The following is a 16135-nucleotide window of genomic DNA, read 5'->3' as shown; positions in this document are numbered from 1 at the left end:
GTAGTTGGGGTCTGAATCCTCCGGCCTCCAGGAGCGCGCGGGCTCCCCGTCGCGCCAGGCCTGATCCCGCTGCGCCAGCCAGGTCTTGAAAGCCTTCTTGGTCCGGCCCTCGACCATGTCCAGCAACCGGGAGGGGCCGGTGCCGTCGCGCACGGGGGTGAGGTCGATGATCACGGTGACGTACTTGTCACCGCGCCGGGTGTGCCGCCAGACGTGTTCATCGACCCCAATGACCTGCACGCCGTCGAGGCGGTGCGGGTCATCGATCAGCACCCGCCGTCCTTTGTCCAAGACCGCGTCGTTAGCGGTACTCCAGGCCACCGCGAGGGCTTCGGCGACCCGGGCCACGGTCAGGTGCTGGACCACGATCCCGACCAGGGCCCACCTCAGCCCCGCACGAGAGATCTTGGCCCGTGGCGGCGCGGCCTTGCTGGTGTCCTGGCGCCACACGTGAGCGCACTCGGTGCATCGGTAGCGCCGGACGGTGACGAGCAAAGTGGTGGGTCTCCACCCGAACGGCTCGTGCGCCAACCGCCGGACCACGGTGTCCCGCGCGAACCCCTGGCTGCCGCAGGTGCAGCACCAGTCATCCGGTTCCACCACCCGGCAGGCCAGGACGGCACGCTCGGGCTCGATCAGCTGGCCAGTCACCACGAGGCCCAGCTCGTCCAGTCCGGTGAAGGTGGTCAGGTCAGGGGTCGTGAAGGTAGCGTCGGGCACGTCGAGGTCTTCCAGATCGGGCGGTGTAGGAACTCCCATCATCGGAAGACCTCGACCCACACCCCCGCACCGACGCGCCGCCCCCGATCACACCACCGCTACACCCTCGATTGGGAAGAGCCCCGAAACCTACTTCACGCGCGGAAGACTGCGATGGCACGTCAGCCGTTCGGCGACGGTGTTGCACGCCAAGGCCTTCACTCGCGACCAGGCAGAGGAGTACCTGCACCCTGGCGGCGCGGGCAGCGGTGCGTGAACCTATACGCTCCTGATCCACGCGGCCGCTGCGCGAACCGGCCGACGCGATCTGGTGGTCGCCGCGATCGGCGAATGGACACTGGGGTGTCTCGCCCCGGGTCTGATGGAGACTCTCATTAAGCGGAACCCGGGGCGAGACACCCGAGGCCCGAAAGGGCGTCCGAGTCAAGGCCTCCTGACCCGCCCAATTCGCGGCGCTTTACAACTGACGCATGGACCCAGTTCGCGGCACTGGAATGTGAGGCACTCCGGACCCGACGATTTGTCATGTGAGGAAGGCAGCCAACGTCCGCTCCCACCGCTCAGCATCAGTGTTCCACTCCCGGCAGTGCAACGGCCCATCCCACAGATCGAGCGTGATCAGGTCGGCCCGCTTGTTCGCCAGCTCCTCCGAGGGGCCGTAGGGCACGACGTCGTCGGTGCGCGAGTGCATCAGCAGGATCCGGTGGCGCAGCTCGCCGGCGCGGGCCACCCAGTTGGTGACCGCGATGTCCAGCGGTTCGGCGACGCCGACGAGATGGCGGGTGGCCTTGCGTCCCATGAGCACTTTGCCGAGCATGCTGGCCAGTCGCGGCAGCTTGTTGAGGTCGGCGTGGTGGCTCAGTACCACCCCCCAGTCGATGACAGGGCAGTCCAGGACCACCTTCACCACGAACCGGGCATAGTCAGAGCGGTCCAGTGTCTGCAGCACAATCGCCCCGCCCATGGACCATCCCAGGAGGGTGACCTGGCGGGCTCCCTGACTGACGGCATACGAGATCGCGGCCTCGACGTCCCGCCACTCCGAGAGCCCGAGGTTGTAGCGGCCGTCCGCACTGGGCGGTGCGCCCTGGTCGTTGCGATACTTCGGCACCAGGGAGGTGAACCCAAGGTCGTGCAGCAGCGGCAGGGCCCGGATCGTCTCCTCCCGCTTGGCGGAGCGACCGTGCACCAGCACCGCCCACTCCCCCGGGCGCTCGGTGTCCTCGCGCGGAGGCACGCGCCAGGCCGGCAGGTCACCGACGTCCGAGGGCACGTGCACGTTCTCGAAGTCGAGACCGACAGCTGTGCCCGGGTCGCCGCTGTAGTAGTAGCTGTTCCACCGGGCCGGTCCCGGGACCAGACGGCCCTCGTCCAGGTCGAGCAGCTCGCGGACCACCGTGCGGTCCACCGACTTGCGCGGTGTCAGGTCGCTGGAGATGACCTCGCCGACGCGGGCGTGGCCCTCCCCGTGGTCGAGCCACAAGCCGTAGCGACCAGAGGACAGCGTGTGCGGCGAGGCGACCAGGGTGATCGTGTCGGGGCCGTCGTCGGCACGGTCCACCGAGACGATCCAGGTGTCGTCCTTCTTCTCGTGCTCCGGAGTGACCACGCGCCGGGCGAAGTAGGTCGCCACGCCGAGGGAGCCGAGGGCGGCAGTCACAGCCGTCCCCACTCCCCCCGCTGCCAGGACGGTGCTGAGCCTCGGCTTCATCCGCACCTCAGCCACCGAGCACCTCACGCAGGTCGAACTCCACCGGTGTCTCCAGTTGCTCGTAGGTGCAGCTCTCCGGCTCCCGGTCCGGACGCCAGCGCACGAACTGCGCGGTGTGCCGGAAGCGTGCGCCCTCCATGTAGTCGTACTTCACCTCAACGACACGCTCGGGCCGCAGCGGGACGAAAGACAGGTCCTTCCCGGCGTTCCAGCGGCTGGTCTCGTTCTTGCGGGGCGTGCCCTCGAAGCCGGCCGCCCAGTTCCACGGGTGCCCCTCGATGTCGGTGACCAGCGGCTGCAGCTCCTCGAGCAGCTCGCGGCGGCGCTGCATCGGGAAGGCACCGATCACCCCGACCGAGGCGAGTGTGCCGTCGTCGGTGTAGAGGCCCAGCAGGAGCGAACCCACGGCATCCGGCCCGGACTTGTGGACGCGATAACCAGCCACGACGCAGTCGGCGGTGCGCTCGTGCTTGATCTTGGTCTGCACCCGCTTGTCCGGCTGATAGATCCCGGACGGGTCCTTGGCGATCAGGCCGTCCAGTCCGGCACCCTCGAACTGCTCGAACCACTCCTGTGCCTCGGTGGTGTCGCGGGTCAGCCGGGTCAGATAGATCGGGGGCTGGGCTTGCGCGAGTGTCTCCTCCAGGCGGGCCCGACGCTGCTCGAGCGGCTGTCCCATCAGGTCCTCATCGCCCAGGGCGAGCAGGTCGAAGGCGACGAAACTGGCTGGTGTCTCCACAGCAAGCTTGCGCACCCGCGACTCGGCGGGGTGGATCCGCTGCTGCAGCACCTCGAAGTCGAGCCGGTTGGCCTCGGTGTCGGCAAAGATGATCTCGCCGTCGATCACCGCGCGCTCTGGGAAGTTGGCCAAGGCCGCCTCGACGACCTCTGGGAAATAGCGAGTCATCGGCTTCTCGTTCCGCGAGCCGATCTCGACCTCGTCACCGTCCCGGAAGATGATCGAGCGGAACCCGTCCCACTTGGGCTCGTAAAACTGGCCCTCCGGGATCCCCTTCACCGGCTTGGCGAGCATTGGCTTGACCGGTGGCATGACGGGCAGGTCCATGTGGTCAGTCTGCACGATGAGCCCGACGAGGGACGTGCATTGCGCCACCTGCGCGTCCTGTGCGGGAACGACAAGGCCCTGGGGGTCTCGCTGGTTTGCGCCGCAAGGCCACCGTTCCCAGGGCTCTGTCGGTGCATGGCCCCGCCGTGGTTCGACTCCAGACCCTGAGGCGTGGTTGGGCCGTGACTCCGGCCGATCCTCGTGTTCGGACAGATCTCGCGCTTCGCCAAGGGTCGTGACATCACTCAACTGCTTGATATGCGTGCCCTCGTACAGCCGCTCCTCTAGCTCGTCCGGGTGTTGCTGGTGGTGGGGTCCTGAAGAGCGAAGCAGGGGATGGCGGAACCCAGTGCGAGTGTGAGCCAAACCCAGCTGGCAGCCGGGATTCCCACGGCAACGCCGAGGATCCCGATGGCGACAGCGTCCACCGGCATGGTGCCCAGCACCAGCACGCGCTGGGCACCCATGACGGTCCCTAGCGATTGGGGTGACACAAGTCGGGGTGCGAGGTCAGAGCCGGCGACCATAGCGATCGAGGCACAACCGCCGGCGAGCATGCTCCGCAGGGCCAGCCACAGCAACGGCGGTCCGGGAAGGACCGGCACGACGGCGCCAGCGAGCATGACCAGGACCACGCCCAGGCTCATCCCGGCGCTGGTCATGAGGCGGGTGGCGCGCAGTCCGACGCGCTCGGTAATGCCGGAGGCGGCGATCGCTCCTGCGATCCCGGCCAGCGCCCCACCGACCCCGATCGCGGCGTAGGCGGTAGGAGACAACCCCATCCGGCTCAGGGCGATCACCGGCAGCAGAGTGTTTGCTGCCATCACTGCGGCGTTGTTGAGCATGTTCGCCACCGTGACCCGTGCCAGGGCAGGGTGGGAGAACAGTTCGCCCGTTCCCGCCTGCGCCTGTGCCCACATCGAGGTGCGGGGCAGTTGGGGCGGACCGGACAGTTGTGGGCGGATGCGACTCTGCGTCAAGACCGAGAGCAGGTACATCACCGTCGAGCACAGCCAAGCCACCGGCGCAGCGAGCACGAGCAGCACCCCGGAGAGCACCAGGGGCCCGACGGCCGCACCGGCCTGCGCCGCTGACTGCATCCTGCCGAAGACGGCCCGAATCTGCTCGCCAGGGACCAGACGGGGCACGAGGAGACCCTGCCCGGCGGTGAAGACGACGTCAGCGACACCCACGACCAGCGCCATCAGAACCAGGACGACCAGCCCGCCAGGGCCCTCCAGCCAGCCGACCCACCACGCGAGGACCCCTGCGAAGGTGACGGCGGCGCGGACCAGGCTGCTGAGCGTCATCATCCGAATCGGGGCCGACCAGCGGTCCGCCAGCACCCCCACCGGCAACGCCAGCACCAGGAAGGCCAGCAGGCCGAGCGCGTTCAGCAGCCCCACGGTCACCGTGCCCGCACCCAGGGTCGCCACCGCCACGATCGGCAGCAGCGACCGAGCGAGGCTGTCGCCCACACTCTCGGCCGCGGCGGTGGCGGTGAACCACCGCACCGACCGAATCACAAGGTCATCCGCACCGAAATCCTGTAAGGACATGCCTGACGCCTTATGTCAGGCATGTCCTTACTGGCGCATACTGGTGGCGTGCTCTCCGAGGTCCTGTGCAGTTACTGCCTACGCTCGCGTGGCGAGACCGGTCGGCTGGTCGCCAGCCCCCTGGCCGCGATCTGCCACTCGTGCGCCGAGCGCGCTCTGCACCTCTTCGAGAGTGACCCTCGACCCGAAGACTTGGACGGTCCCGCGACGCCGTGGGCGCGACTCGACGACACCGCCCTCCTAGCGCGGCTGCCCGAGGTCGCGACCGCCGGGACCCAGGTCGAGACGCACCTGGCCGCCTGGGTCCACGCCGCCCGCGATCGAGGCCTGAGCTGGGCACGGATCGGTGAGGCTCTGGGTATGACCCGCCAGTCAGCCTGGGAGAGATTCAACGGCGCCATCGAGTTCCGAAGCTAAGACTTTCGCGCTCATAGCCGCGAAGCGCGCTACTTTGCACAGCACGTGCCGGGAGACCCTGATCGCGCAAGGTGGATGGGCGGCTGTGCAGTCTTCGCTGCATCTCGGCACCGGCACCGCGACCTCAGGGCGCAACTGGTTCAGGCGGTTGGTGGCCGTCCTCACCTGAGATCCCCAGAGGCTGCCCTCCGAGGGACTCAGTCGGTGATGGTGTAGATCGACGGCCTGGGGCACAACTCCTGCAGCTCGATCACCGCGCCCCCGACGAGGGTGTGGCTCAGCGGGTCCCACGGCGGGGTGACGACAGACTCGGGAGGGCGCTGCATCTCGGCGAGGTAGGTCTCCAGGGAGGGTGGTGGCACTGTCTCGTGGCCCTGGTCCTCGATGCACCGTGCCTGGTCCAGCTTGGCCTCATAGAGCCGCACGAGCTCATCCCGGGAGCGTGGGGCGATCGGGGGCAGGGGATTCTGCTCCCCGCAAGCCTCGAGGTCGGCGAAGAACTGCTGGTCGCCCTCGTCGCCCGGCATCGGCGCGATCCCGACCTCACCGCCTTCCTCGGTGACCGTGTAGCCCAACTCGGCCATGCAGGTGTGCTGTGCATCCTGGGCAGCGAGGACCTGCTCATACTCCGCCTGACGGTCGACACCGGAGCTGGTCGCCTCGTCGTCTCCACCGGCAGTGGTGGTGTCCGACCCGGAGCACCCGCTCAGCACGAGAGCCGTCAGAACGACGGTTCTCAGGGCGTTGGCTGTCTTCACGAAGCCAACCCTAGGGCCTGACCAGCCCATTGACCCGAAAGAACCAGGGTCTGCCCTCACCTGGTACGGGTCAGGTGCGCCAGCCCGGGTCTGCTCGTCGGACCAGGCGTTCGCAAGGGTTCGCGTCGCCGTCCGTCTTGTAGGCCTGAGGCACACAGCACCCGACGCACTCATTTGCCGCGTCCTGTGACGCCGCTTCAGTCCGCCCAGCGCAGCGTGGTTGTGATTCCGGTCGCGATTGGACTTGGTATCTGGGTACGACGCGGCGCCTCGATGCCTGAGCGTCATCATGGCCACGACCAGATCCGTTGACCAGCGCAGCAGTGTCCTAACGCTCTATCATCAGCGTCCGGCTCGTGCCGAGGGTCGGTCGATGGGCGATCCGTCCAGCCTGGCCAAAGCTTGGGTCAGACTGTCACCGTGCGACTGAAGCTTCCCGCGCTCCTGATGCTGGCCGGGCTCGTGATCATGGCGGCCGCGAGCGTGTGGGCGCCCCCGCAGCCGGAACTGATCGTGACCGGCGCCTGCCAGATCGCGCAGTGCGGCACGTTGGAGGATCCGGCACGTTGGCGGGCGGCGTGGTGGCTGTGGTCGGTCGGCTTGATCGCCCTGATTTCTGGGTCAACAACGGTGGTTCGCCCTCTCCCGCCTCTGCGCACGTTGAGTGTGGTGCTGGCAGCGCTCGCTCTCCCTATGTGTCTTGCCTTCACCGGCATCGTCGCCACCCTGGTTTCACTCTTCACCTCGGTCCACGGTGCGGCCACCGTGGCTGCCGTGTCCCTCCTGACGCCGGCACTGGCTCTGCTCGCTGCGATCGTCAAACGCCCTCGGAGCGGTCTGGACGGCTGATCTTGCGCTTGGCGACTGACGAGCCCGCCCCTGGTGGGTTCGACTTCGGGAAGGGCTCAATGAAGATCCCGGGGCGCCTTCGAAGCACTCTTCTGCCACGCGGCGCTAGCCGTCGATCCGGTTGCCGTCCTCGTCCCAGTGCTCGGCGACCTTCTTGCTCGGCTGCACGCGCGGCGGCTCCCCCGGCATCTTGGGATGGTCCGGAGGGAAGTTGAGCTCTCCCAGACCCCGCTCCAGATCCGCCTCCCACAGTGCATAGGCACCGTCGATCGTCCCCGCCTCGTCGTGCAGGTGCTCCCATGCGTCGCCGTGTTCCGCCAGCCACTCCGGAACGGTCCGCACCGTGAGCTCGTCCGGTCCCACCGAGCCGAGCTGGTCCCAGGTCATCGGCACCGACACCGGCCCGCCGGGCAGCACCCGCGGCGACCAGGCTGCGGCCAGGGTGCGGTCCCGGGTGGCCTGGTTGAAGTCGACGAAGATGCGCTGTCCCCGCTCCTCCTTCCACCAGGCAGTGGTCACCAGGTCGGGCATACGACGCTCCAACTCACGAGCGATGCCGATGACGGCATGCCGCACCTCCAGGAACTCCAGTCGCGGCTCGATCGCGGCGAAGATGTGCACGCCCCGACTGCCGGTCGTCTTGACAAATGGTGTCAGCCCGACCTCGGTCATCACCTCCCGCAACCCGCGGGCGACCTCGACGATCTCCGCGAACCCCAGACCGGGTTGGGGGTCCAGGTCGATGCGGATCTCGTCCGGGTGGTCGTTGTCACCGCTGCGCACCGGCCACGGGTGGAAGGTCACCGTCCCCATCTGTGCGGCCCACACTGCGGTCGCGAGCTCGTGCACCACGAGCTGCGGATGGCTGCGCCCCGACGGATAGGTCACCATCGTCGTCGCCGCCCACTCCGGCACGCCTTTGGGCGGGTTCTTGGAATAGAAGATCTCGCCGCCGATGCCGTCCCGCACCCGCTGGAGGGTGACTGGTCGATCATTCAGGGCGCGCAGGAACGGCTCACCAACTGCCATGAGGTATGCCGCAAGGTCGGCCTTGGTAATCGCCTCACCAGCGTCGGTGGCCGGCCAGACAGTCTTGTCCGGACTGCTCAGCCGCACCTCACGGTCGCCCTCGGGCCCCGGCACGATGAGGGTCTGCGCACTCGCCATAGCCAGAACGCTACCCTCCTCACCGGAACCACTTCGCCCATTGCGGACCGCGGCAGTCACGTCAGAGGAGACATGATGGACCTGTTCACCCTCGTCCCGCTCTTCATCGCTGGGGTCGCGGTGTTCATCCTCTTCACCAACGGTCGGCGGCTCTACACCAACGTTCAGCAGCGCAAGGTCAACGAGTCCGCGCCTGTGCTCACCTTTCCAGCAACGGTGATCAGCAAGCGCGACAGTGTCAGCGGTGGCGGGGACAGCGCCGCGCAGACCGACTACTACGTGACCTTCGAGCGCCTGGATCTGCAACGGCTCGAGATCCAGGTCGAAGGCCCGGAGTTCGGGATGATCGCGGTCGGCGACACAGGGCGACTTACCGTGCAGGGCAACTGGTTTCAGGGCTTCACCCGGGATGCTCCCCGGCCGCCTTCCAGCGTTTGATCGGCACCACGAGTCGCACCCGGTGAGCCCGAAAACTGACCCGACTCGGAGAACCGCGAGACCCGGCGTACGGTGGATGGCACTATGACCGAGATCAATGACTACCCCGTCACCAAAACCGATCAGGAATGGCGCGAGCAGCTCACTCCTGAGGAGTACGCCGTGCTCCGCCAGGCGGGCACCGAGCGGCCGTTCGTCGGTGAGTTCACCGACACCAAGACCGAGGGCGTCTACTCCTGTCGCGCCTGTGGGTCCGAACTCTTCCGCAGTGAGACCAAGTTCGAGAGCCACTGCGGGTGGCCCTCGTTCTACGCGCCCCTGGCTCAGGACCGAGTCGACTACCTTGAGGACAACTCCCTGGGCCGCACCCGCACCGAAGTGCGCTGCGGCAACTGCGGCTCACACCTGGGTCACGTTTTCGAGGGTGAGGGCTATGACACCCCGACCGACCAGCGATTCTGCATGAACTCGATCGCGATGACGCTGCAGCCGCTGGACGCCGCCAAGCTTGCGGACGCCCCGAGCGGATCCACCAGCGTCGGCGGCACCTTCTAGAGCCGGCCCCACCACCCCGCCGCGCCTCACCAGGTCCCGCGCCTCACCACCACCTGCCGCGCCCCCACGCGTGCAACTGCATGGATCCTTCACGTTGAATCGAATTTCTGCGTGAAGGATCCATACAGTCGGTCCTGATGAGCAGTCAGTCCTTGAAATCCGCTGCGATCACCGCGTGATCATGACGGGCCTCCACCGCTGCGATGTCCACGGTCAGCACCAGTGTGCGGCCACTCTCGGCGTTGGCGTAGGTCACCAGCATGCTCCCTCCGTCTTCGGTGGAGTCGGTCCGTTCCCAGATCCCATCAGCTGGCTGGGCCGCCAGTGTCTCGACGACCTCTTCAGCGACATAGCGTCCGGTCCACACTGCACCGTCCAGGGGCCATAGGCGCACAACCTCGTCGGCATACTCCTCGGGCGTCATCTCCGGCTGGGCGTCGCCCAGTTCCCCTGACAGCACGGCGTCCTCAGCTCCGGTCTCGGCTGCAGCGCGGTCGATCTTCAGGCTGAGCCCGTTGGGGCCCTCCCCCAGGTATTCAGCGAACACGATGCCCGACTCACCCTCGCGGATCGTTGGACCATCCCACTCCCAGTCCCGCTCGGTCCAAGTCACGGACGCCTGCAGCGCTTCGTCTGTCCCCATCCGCTCGAGCAGCTCCTGGTCCCCGTTCATCCCTGCGGCGAGGTAGGCAGCCGCATACTCCTCCACTGTGGTGGGCAGTTCATCGCCACCGGGAGCTGGTTCCTCACCTGTGGTTGGAGCAGCCTCCTCCGTGGTGGGTGGTGCCGACGTCTCGGTCGTGGACTCCTCGGTCGTGGGCTCCTCGGTCGTGGGGTCCTCAGTCGTGTCTTCCGTCGTGGGCGCAGCCTCGGTGCTCTCGGCGCCCTCGGCAGGCTCGGCGGCAGACGTCTCTTCGACCACGGCCGCCGCGGGGGTCGCTACTTCTGGCTCAGGCTCGTTGCCGCACCCAGAGAAGGTGACGGCGAGCACGGCCGCGGTCAGGATCGTGGTGATGCGCTTGTGCCCCATGGCAACTCCCGTTCGTCGAGGTGGCCCTCGGAACGGCCACACTGGGACCATGAACGCGATCGACTGCCTGCGAGGTTGCCTTGGCCGAGAAGTTTTTCGAGGAACCCGTCAGGGCAGGCTGGCGACAAGCATGGCGACGTCGACGCGCGGACCGGTGAAGAACGGGACCTCCTCGCGCACATGGCGACGCGCATCGACCGCGCGCAACTCGCGCATCAGGTCCACGATCCGGTGCAGCTCGTCGGCCTCGAAAGCCAGCAGCCACTCGTAGTCGCCCAGGGCGAAGCTGGCCAGAGTGTTGGCGCGCACGTCCTTGTAGTCCTTGGCCGCCATGCCGTGCTCACGCAGCATCGCGCGACGCTCCTCCTCGGGCAGGACGTACCACTCGTAGGAGCGCACGAACGGGTAGACGCAGGCATAGGCCCGCGGCTCCTCCCCCGACAGGAACGCCGGGATGTGCCCGCGGTTGAACTCCGCCGGGCGGTGGATGGCCACGTTGCTCCAGACCGGCTCGAGCTGAGCGCCCAGCTGGGTGCGGCGCAGGCGCTGGTAGGCAGACTGCAGCAGCTCCACCGTCTCGGCGTGCCACCAGATCATGAAGTCGGCGTCCGCGCGCAGACCCGAGACGTCATAGACGCCGCGCACGACCACGCCCTCGTCCTCGACGCTGGCCAGCAGCTCGGCGACCTCGCGAGTCAGGTGATCGCGGTCAGCTCCCAGCGGGCTGACTGTGCGGAAGACGGAGTACATCGCATAACGGACCTCGCTGTTGATCTGCTCGCTGTCGACCTCCACACCATCGTTGGTGGAGGCGTCGGTCGGCTGGTTCGTGGCGGGGGCCTGAGGGTGGTCAGTCATGGCTCCATTGTCCGCCGCGCACTGCGACGACCGACCACTGGGGTCACCTGCCGTCGGCCCCGGGCTGTCGGTGTGCGAAACCCCTATGAGAATGCGGGGCAGGCGTGCGAAACCTCTATCAAATTTAGGGGAGGAGTTGTCGTGCGGCACGGCGGCCGCTGGCGATGCACGCGGGGATGCCGACACCGTCGTAGGTGGCTCCAGCAACCGCGAGGCCGGGCACCTGGGCGGCCGCCTCCCTGGCGCGGGCAACCAGATCGAGGTGCCCCACGGCATACTGCGGCAGGCCACCGCCCCACCGCTGGACGTGACGTGCCGCCGGGCTGGGAAGCGAGCTTCCGATCGCTGCCGCCAGGTCCTCGAGTGCCCGGTCCAGGAGCACAGCATCGGGATGCTGCAGGGAGGCTTCCTCGCGATGCCGGCCGACCGAGGCACGGAGCAGGATCAGGTCGGTGCCCTCAGGCCCTGCCCCGACGCCGCGCCCGCGCACCCAGTCCCACTTGTTGGCGCTGAACGTTGCAGCCTTGATGAAGCGGTCGTCGCGGGGTGGGACGAGGAAGCCAGAGCCGGTGAGGTCGGGCAGTTCAGTGGCGGCGAAGGCAAAGGTGAGCACGGCCATCGAGGCGGTCTCCACCGTGGCCAGCTCGTCTGCTGCGTCTGGCGCCACCTCGCGGAGCAGCCGCGCAGCTGGGGCGCTCGGGACCGCCACGATGACCCGATCTGCCTCGTGCACCTCGGGCGCGGGCACCGGCCCGGTGATGACTTGCCAGCCCGCGGTTGTGCGGTGGAGCTCGCGGGCGATCGTGCCGGTGCGCAGAGTCACCCCGCGCTCGGTGAGCCGCTGGGCCAGCGCGTGGGGCAGTCGGTGCAGTCCGCCGTCGATCCCGGCAAAAACCGGCGGTCGCGCAACACTCGGGTCAGGTGTGGGCACGGTGCGGGCAGCTGCGGCCACCAGCGACTCCCCCGCCCTGGCTGCGGCGAGCAGTCCTGGAGCGGCCGCGGCAGCAGAGATCAGCCGGGCGTGACCGGCATACACACCCCCGAGCAAGGGTTCGACCAGGCGATCCGTGACCGCATCACCCAACCGGGAGGCGACCAGCTCACCCACCGACAGGTCGGTGGCTGTGAACGGCTCGGGTGACTCGGACCGGATGCGGGCGACCTCATCCTCGGTCAGCAGGCCCCCGAGGTCGCTGGGATCAGCAGGCACACCGAGCAGCGTCCGGCGAGGAATCGGGTGGAGGGCATCGCGACTCCAGATCGAGGCAGACACCCCCGTGGGGTGGACCAGGTCGTCGGCCAGGCCGACCTCGTCGATCAGGTCGAGCGCCTCTGGGCGGCGGGCCAGGACCGACTCGGCACCGACGTCGACGGTGACCCCTGCCACGGACTCACCGCGCATTTTGCCGCCCGGCTGGTCTGCTGCCTCGAGCACGGTGACCTGACTGCCGTCGACGTGCTGCACCAGCTCCCACGCCGCCGTGAGACCACTGATGCCGCCACCGATCACGAGATACCGCATGGGGTGAGCCAATCATGTGCGGCCACGGTCAGTGTTCATGCCCCCACACAGTCCACGCCCCCGCACGCGTCTTGGGGATGGGACATGAAAATCCCGACGGCGGACATGAAACCGAGGTGAAAGCGTGAGTTGGCACCGTCGAGAGTCCGCCCGGTGCGCGGCGGCCAACCGACGACAGGAGCTCCCCCGGTGAGCACAAATTTCACCGAGCCACGACACGACGACCTTCGCGCGCGCGTGCGAGCCTTCGCTGAGACGGAGGTGCGACCGCTCCTGCCCGAGCTCGAGGCGACCAGAACCGTCAACCACGACCTGTCTCGGCGCATCGCGCAGCAGGGGTGGCTCGGGGTCACCGTGGATGAGGAGCACGGCGGGATGGGCGCCGGGCACCTGGCCAAGACGATGATCATCGAGGAGTTGTCACGGGTCTGTGGGGCGATGGGCGCGATGGTTCAAGCCAGCCAGCTGGGCGTGGCCAAGATCATCCACTTTGGCGACGACGCCCAGCGCAAGACCTGGCTGCCCAAGGTGGCCTCCGGTGAGGTGCTGCCGACCATCGCAGTCACCGATCCCGCCTCCGGAGGCCACGTGCTGGGCATGCAGGGCACCGCGGTGCGCGATGGCAACGACTATGTCCTCAACGGTCGCAAGGTTTTCGTCGGCAACAGCCACGTCGGCGACCTGCACGGCGTCGTGCTGCGCACTGGTGAGGGATCACGGGGCCTGACCGCCTTCCTCGTCGAGAGCGACCGGCCCGGCTTCCGGCTGGAGCCCCAGCAGGAGGCAATGGGGCTGCACGGCTTCAGCTTCGGTGAGCTGGTCTTCGATCAGTGCCGCATTCCGGAGGGCAACCGGTTGGGCGAGGAGGGTCAGGGGCTGGCCGTGGCCTACTCCTCCAGCATGCTGTATGGGCGGCCCAACCTCACGGCAGTCTCCCTCGGCATTCACCAGGCGATCGTCGAGGAGAGCGTGCGGCTGTGCCGGGAGCGCGAGCGCTATGGCAAGCCGTTGGGTCAGCTCGGTCCGGTGGGCATCAAACTGGGGCAGATGCAGTCCCGGCTGATGACCGCTCGCCTCACCGCCTATCACGCAGTGAGCCTCTTGGACCAGGGGCTCTCCTGTGACGCCGAGTTGATGAACGCCAAGGTGGTCAACGTGGAGTCGGCGCTGGACTCGGCCCGGACGGCCATGGAGATCCACGCCGCCACTGGCCTGTTCACAAACTGCCCGCTCGAGCGATACCTGCGTGACGGCTTCCACATCTTCGCGCCGGCCGGCACCTCAGACGTGCAGTGGCTGCGTCTAGGCGAGGTGGCGCTCGGCACGGCCAAGGGCTCCTGGTCCGAGCAGTTGGCCGAGTGGCCACTCTGAGCCCTTGAGGTCCGCCACGGGGCACCTCCAGAGTTGGCCACTCGAGCTGTGATCGCATCGGAGCCGAACAGTGACCCGATCGTGACCCACGCCCGGGAACGGGCCGCGATGATCAGAGGTCTCACTGAGAGCCATGGCAACCCGCCGGCGCACCACCGTTGTTGTTCTTGAAGGAGACGGACCATGACTCGCTCCACCCACCCCCGCGGACGGCTGGCCCTGGTCGCCGGCGCCGCCGCTCTGACCCTTGCCCTGGCCACTGGCTGCTCATCCAGTGGTTCGGACGAGTCTGCCGACAGGGCTCCAGCAGCTGCCGACAGCGCGATGGAGGAGCCGGGCGACGCGATGGACGACTCCGGCGGCGGTGAGGACGCAGGTGCCGAGGACGGCGGCATGGGCGCCGACAGTGAGGCTGCCCCCGGGTCAGCCGAGGGCGAGGAGGCACAGGTCATCTCAGCGGACCTCCCGGAAGGTCGGATGATCGCCCGTGACGCCCAGCTGGGCATCGCGGTGGAGGACGTGACGAAGGCAGCTGCCGAGGTCCGCTCCGCAGCAGTTGCCGCCGAGGGCTGGGTGGTCAGCGAAGAGGTCCGACCAGACCGCGGACCGGAGGTCTTCGACGGACACGCCACCCTCGTGGTGTCCGTGCCCAGCGCCCGGCTCGACGCCACGCTGGAGAAGCTCGGCCCCACCGGGCGAGTCACCAGCAGCAACATCAGCAGCCTGGACGTGACCCAGGACTATCGCGACACCACCACCCGCATCGAGACCCTGGAGGCGAGCATCACCAGGGTGCGTGCCCTCATGGAGGACGCCACCAACATCAAGGACGTGGTCCTGCTGGAGGGTGAGCTCGCAACGCGTGAGGCCGAGCTCGATGTGCTCAAGGCACACGCCAAGGGTCTAGAGGGCGACGTCGAGCGATCCAACATCACCATCAACCTGGCCGAGGCCGACCCGGCCGAACCCGTGCAGACCGTGGAGGACGAGCCGACCGGCTTTGCCGCCGGGGTGGCCGGCGGCTGGGATGCGTTCCTGAGCGGGGTGACCTTCCTGCTCACCGCCATCGGTGCGCTGCTGCCGTTCGCGGTCGTGGCCGCGATCCTCGCCCTGCCGGTGCTGTGGTGGCGCCGTCGCCGGCAGCACCCGCAGGCCCCCACCCCCGAGCCCGCAGACGCCTGATCAGCTCGGCTGCACCGCAGCTCGACCGCAGCCGCCTGATCAGACGCGCTCGCGCAGCCAGGCGATGTCAGCCCCCTGCTCGTCTGCGCCACCGGGCGTCTCGACCACCGTCGGAGCACCGGCAGCTCGCACCACGTCGGCCACCGCGTCGCCGGAGATCTCTCCGGCCCCGAGGTTGGCGTGCCGGTCGGCGCCAGAGTCGAAGGCGTCGCGGGAGTCGTTGGCGTGCACCAGGTCGATGCGCCCGGTGATCGCCCGCACCTTGTCCACCACGTCAGTCAGGTCGATGCCGCCGGCGTGAGCGTGGCAGGTGTCCAGGCAGAAGCCGACCGTGTCGCCGCCCTCGGCCCGGCCGATGGCCTCCCAGAGGCGGTCGAGCGCCTCCAACCGACGGGCCATCGCGTTGTCTCCCCCGGCGGTGTTCTCGATGAGCACCGGGACCGGCATGTCCAGCCCGTCGATGCACTTGCGCCAGTTGTCGAAGCCCGTGGCGGCGTCCTCGTCGACCCCGAGGTGCCCGCCGTGCACGACCACGCCCCTGGCCCCGATCTCCGCAGCAGCGGTGACGTGCTGCTGCAGGAGCTTGCGGCCCGGGATGCGGATCCGGTTGTTGAGCGAGGCGACGTTGATCGGATAGGGGGCGTGGACATAGATGTCCACCCCCGCCGCCTCGGCGGCCGTCTTCAGTGCCGCGGGGCCGTCGGCAAACTCCAGGACCGGCCCCTTGTAGCTCTGCGGTTCGCCGAGGAAGATCTGGACCGCGTCCGCCCCGCGGGCCACGGCCTCCGCGATGGGATCGGTCTGACTGACGTGTGCGCCGATGGGATGTGCCATACCCCCACCGTAGGCGTCGGTGACGACAGAGGAGGAGGTGCGCCTCGGCATACTCGTGGCTGGTCTGCTGTTGCCCTGCTGTGAGCACCGATCAACAC

Annotated in this window: 15 protein-coding genes and 1 pseudogene; 6 read left to right on the top strand and 10 right to left on the bottom strand. The window is 68.1% G+C overall.

Annotated features, from left to right (window positions below; all coding sequences use genetic code 11):
- Positions 1–48: 48 nt before the first annotated feature.
- From NF556_RS09615 to NF556_RS09600, 4 genes and pseudogenes are all read right to left on the bottom strand, one after another.
- Positions 49–720 (bottom strand): annotated as a pseudogene (locus tag NF556_RS09615) (transposase); the annotation flags it as partial.
- A 523-nt stretch (positions 721–1243) separates the two neighbouring features.
- Complete coding sequence (locus NF556_RS09610) at positions 1244–2446, bottom strand: alpha/beta hydrolase (protein ID WP_252595412.1); 1203 nt, start codon at positions 2444–2446, stop codon at positions 1244–1246.
- Complete coding sequence (locus tag NF556_RS09605) at positions 2439–3497, bottom strand: ATP-dependent DNA ligase (protein WP_252595411.1); 1059 nt, start codon at positions 3495–3497, stop codon at positions 2439–2441. The genes NF556_RS09610 and NF556_RS09605 overlap by 8 nt, the downstream gene beginning before the upstream one ends.
- Positions 3498–3781: 284 nt before the next feature.
- Positions 3782–5056: an MFS transporter gene (locus tag NF556_RS09600; protein ID WP_252595410.1), complete on the bottom strand. Its 1275-nt coding sequence runs from the start codon at positions 5054–5056 to the stop codon at positions 3782–3784.
- A gap of 48 nt (positions 5057–5104) precedes the next feature.
- Between NF556_RS09600 and NF556_RS09595 the strand changes: the two genes are divergently transcribed.
- Positions 5105–5473 (top strand): ClpX C4-type zinc finger protein, encoded by a 369-nt coding sequence (locus NF556_RS09595; protein ID WP_252595409.1) that lies wholly within the window; start codon positions 5105–5107, stop codon positions 5471–5473.
- Positions 5474–5670: 197 nt separating this feature from the next.
- On the opposite strand, the gene NF556_RS09590 is transcribed toward NF556_RS09595, so the two are convergent.
- Positions 5671–6231 (bottom strand): hypothetical protein, encoded by a 561-nt coding sequence (locus NF556_RS09590; protein ID WP_252595408.1) that lies wholly within the window; start codon positions 6229–6231, stop codon positions 5671–5673.
- A 420-nt stretch (positions 6232–6651) separates the two neighbouring features.
- Between NF556_RS09590 and NF556_RS09585 the strand changes: the two genes are divergently transcribed.
- Positions 6652–7080: a hypothetical protein gene (locus NF556_RS09585; protein WP_252595407.1), complete on the top strand. Its 429-nt coding sequence runs from the start codon at positions 6652–6654 to the stop codon at positions 7078–7080.
- Between the two features lie 105 nt (positions 7081–7185).
- Here the strand turns inward: NF556_RS09585 and ligD are convergent, their stop codons facing one another.
- Positions 7186–8247: a non-homologous end-joining DNA ligase gene (gene ligD, locus NF556_RS09580; protein WP_252595406.1), complete on the bottom strand. Its 1062-nt coding sequence runs from the start codon at positions 8245–8247 to the stop codon at positions 7186–7188.
- Positions 8248–8322: 75 nt separating this feature from the next.
- Between ligD and NF556_RS09575 the strand changes: the two genes are divergently transcribed.
- Together NF556_RS09575 and msrB are read left to right on the top strand one after the other, a co-directional pair.
- Positions 8323–8685, top strand: coding sequence for a DUF2500 domain-containing protein (locus NF556_RS09575; RefSeq protein ID WP_252595405.1), 363 nt, complete (start codon positions 8323–8325; stop codon positions 8683–8685).
- A gap of 84 nt (positions 8686–8769) precedes the next feature.
- Positions 8770–9240, top strand: a complete 471-nt coding sequence (gene msrB / locus NF556_RS09570) for a peptide-methionine (R)-S-oxide reductase MsrB (protein ID WP_252595404.1) — start codon at positions 8770–8772, stop codon at positions 9238–9240.
- A gap of 145 nt (positions 9241–9385) precedes the next feature.
- Here msrB and NF556_RS09565 read toward each other — a convergent pair whose 3' ends face one another.
- The 3 genes from NF556_RS09565 to hemG form a co-directional block, all read right to left on the bottom strand.
- A complete protein-coding gene (locus NF556_RS09565) occupies positions 9386–10270 on the bottom strand; it encodes a hypothetical protein (RefSeq protein WP_252595403.1) in 885 nt (294 codons plus the stop codon).
- Positions 10271–10378: 108 nt separating this feature from the next.
- Complete coding sequence (hemQ, locus tag NF556_RS09560; protein WP_345780146.1) at positions 10379–11128, bottom strand: hydrogen peroxide-dependent heme synthase; 750 nt, start codon at positions 11126–11128, stop codon at positions 10379–10381.
- Positions 11129–11252: 124 nt separating this feature from the next.
- Positions 11253–12650: a protoporphyrinogen oxidase gene (hemG, locus tag NF556_RS09555; protein WP_252595402.1), complete on the bottom strand. Its 1398-nt coding sequence runs from the start codon at positions 12648–12650 to the stop codon at positions 11253–11255.
- A gap of 189 nt (positions 12651–12839) precedes the next feature.
- Here hemG and NF556_RS09550 point away from each other — a divergent pair, with 189 nt between their 5' ends.
- Positions 12840–14021, top strand: a complete 1182-nt coding sequence (locus tag NF556_RS09550) for an acyl-CoA dehydrogenase family protein (RefSeq protein WP_252595401.1) — start codon at positions 12840–12842, stop codon at positions 14019–14021.
- 183 nt (positions 14022–14204) lie between these two features.
- Positions 14205–15203: a DUF4349 domain-containing protein gene (locus NF556_RS09545; RefSeq protein ID WP_252595400.1), complete on the top strand. Its 999-nt coding sequence runs from the start codon at positions 14205–14207 to the stop codon at positions 15201–15203.
- 39 nt (positions 15204–15242) lie between these two features.
- On the opposite strand, the gene NF556_RS09540 is transcribed toward NF556_RS09545, so the two are convergent.
- Complete coding sequence (locus NF556_RS09540) at positions 15243–16037, bottom strand: deoxyribonuclease IV (RefSeq protein ID WP_252595399.1); 795 nt, start codon at positions 16035–16037, stop codon at positions 15243–15245.
- Positions 16038–16135 lie beyond the last annotated feature (98 nt).

Origin of the sequence: Ornithinimicrobium faecis (assembly GCF_023923225.1) — a bacterium.
In the GTDB taxonomy this organism is placed as follows: Bacteria; Actinomycetota; Actinomycetes; order Actinomycetales; family Dermatophilaceae; genus Ornithinicoccus; species Ornithinicoccus faecis.
This window is presented reverse-complemented; position numbering and strand designations above follow the sequence as displayed.

Bases quoted from the DNA above. Each gene is read 5' to 3' on its own strand.
- NF556_RS09605 (WP_252595411.1), bottom strand. From the start codon at position 3,497: ATGGACCTGCCCGTCATGCCACCGGTCAAGCCAATGCTCGCCAAGCCG.
- NF556_RS09600 (WP_252595410.1), bottom strand. From the start codon at position 5,056: ATGTCCTTACAGGATTTCGGTGCGGATGACCTTGTGATTCGGTCGGTG.
- ligD (WP_252595406.1), bottom strand. From the start codon at position 8,247: ATGGCGAGTGCGCAGACCCTCATCGTGCCGGGGCCCGAGGGCGACCGT.
- NF556_RS09575 (WP_252595405.1), top strand. From the start codon at position 8,323: ATGGACCTGTTCACCCTCGTCCCGCTCTTCATCGCTGGGGTCGCGGTG.
- msrB (WP_252595404.1), top strand. From the start codon at position 8,770: ATGACCGAGATCAATGACTACCCCGTCACCAAAACCGATCAGGAATGG.
- NF556_RS09565 (WP_252595403.1), bottom strand. From the start codon at position 10,270: ATGGGGCACAAGCGCATCACCACGATCCTGACCGCGGCCGTGCTCGCC.
- hemQ (WP_345780146.1), bottom strand. From the start codon at position 11,128: ATGACTGACCACCCTCAGGCCCCCGCCACGAACCAGCCGACCGACGCC.
- hemG (WP_252595402.1), bottom strand. From the start codon at position 12,650: ATGCGGTATCTCGTGATCGGTGGCGGCATCAGTGGTCTCACGGCGGCG.
- NF556_RS09545 (WP_252595400.1), top strand. From the start codon at position 14,205: ATGACTCGCTCCACCCACCCCCGCGGACGGCTGGCCCTGGTCGCCGGC.
- NF556_RS09540 (WP_252595399.1), bottom strand. From the start codon at position 16,037: ATGGCACATCCCATCGGCGCACACGTCAGTCAGACCGATCCCATCGCG.